The 664-nt window shown below is 53.0% G+C and carries 1 protein-coding gene; it reads right to left on the bottom strand.

The window, feature by feature from the left end:
- Positions 1–47 precede the first annotated feature (47 nt).
- On the bottom strand, positions 48–518 hold the full coding sequence (locus GWC77_RS28135) for a polyprenyl synthetase family protein (RefSeq protein ID WP_173262872.1): 471 nt from the start codon (positions 516–518) through the stop codon (positions 48–50).
- Positions 519–664: the final 146 nt, after the last annotated feature.

Raw genomic sequence — 664 nt, 5'->3', positions numbered from 1 at the left:
ACTCGTCGCGATGCTCTCGCACCATGCGAACTGCACGCTCGCGGACCTCAGCAGAAAACTTGTTCGACTTGTTCATAGCTCCATTCTCTCAAGAGTTGGAGCCTCCACCAAATCCGGGGCGATTCACTACGCTGCAATATTTCCTTTAAAGCGGGATGCGCGTCCAACGATGTACTTTCTTGCAGGATCGTGGCGGCTTTTGTTTTGCCCTCTTCCAGAATCTTTTGAGGCGTTCCGCTGATCACGATTCGCTTGAGTTCCGCGTTGACCTGATCGGACGTTTTTTCATCACGCGGCAGCCTCAAAAATTGTGCGAATCGATGGGCATCCTCGGGAGCCTCGCGCTGGTAGACGAGCGCCACGATCGACTGTTTTCCTTCATAAAGATCCTGGCCGGCTTCGCGCCCCCCTTTGCTTGTCATATCCTGCATGTCATTGACAATCTGGTGAAGAATACCCAGTCGCTCGAATGGCTGTCCAATCTGCTTGGCTGCTTGCTCAGAATGTCCTAAAAACAGGTGGCCGCCCTAAAATAATCGCCCGAGCGTAAGCGGTAAGCCATGGGCGTTATAGAGTTCGCGTAAAGGCAATCGCACAATGCCGCCATTGAGTTCGCTCAGGAGGGGCAAGCGATGACGGCCTTCGCAAGAGAAGAATTGGAATC

Source organism: Paraburkholderia sp. NMBU_R16, from assembly GCF_013282575.1.
In the GTDB taxonomy this organism is placed as follows: Bacteria; Pseudomonadota; Gammaproteobacteria; order Burkholderiales; family Burkholderiaceae; genus Trinickia.
The sequence above is the reverse complement of the archived record's forward strand: the minus strand, read 5'-3'. Positions and strand labels throughout refer to the sequence as shown.